At 57.9% G+C, this 530-nt stretch carries 1 pseudogene; it reads right to left on the reverse strand.

The annotated features are described in order from the left end of the window. Positions 1–441 (reverse strand): annotated as a pseudogene (locus tag FAA97_RS20975) (transposase); the annotation flags it as partial. Positions 442–530: the final 89 nt, after the last annotated feature.

Raw genomic sequence — 530 nt, forward strand, 5'->3', positions numbered from 1 at the left:
GCCGGACCGACAGATGTGACTGCTCTACCAATCGGATGATTTCAAGCTTTTCGGTGGCGGGATATCTCATACCTCGTCGCCCCCATGCCCGATCATGCTTTTTTTGAGCAGGCGGTTCTCCAGGGTGAGGTCGGCCAGCGCCTCCTTCAGGTCGCGGCTCTCCTTACGCAGCGCCTTCACCTCGTCACTGGTCGCCGAACGGGCAGTGTCGCCTGCAAGACGCTTCTTGCCTGCTTCGAGGAATTCCTTCGACCAGCTATAATACAGGCTCTCGGCGATCCCCTCGCGGCGGCAGATCGCGGCGATACTGTCTTCGCCACGCAGCCCTTCCAGGACGACACGGATTTTGTCCTCCGCTGAATGGTGCTTGCGCGTGGCGCGGCGGATGTCCTTGATCGTCTTCTCGGCCGTCGATGTCTGAGGCCCGGATTTTTGTCTCATCTTCGCTTCCTGTGAATGAGCTACGATGAGCCGAAAATCCTCTCTTCTCAATTAAGCCAGTTATGTCTCATGGGCGCTGATGTCGGACA

Source organism: Peteryoungia ipomoeae, from assembly GCF_004912165.1.
GTDB classification, from domain to species: domain Bacteria; phylum Pseudomonadota; class Alphaproteobacteria; order Rhizobiales; family Rhizobiaceae; genus Allorhizobium; species Allorhizobium ipomoeae.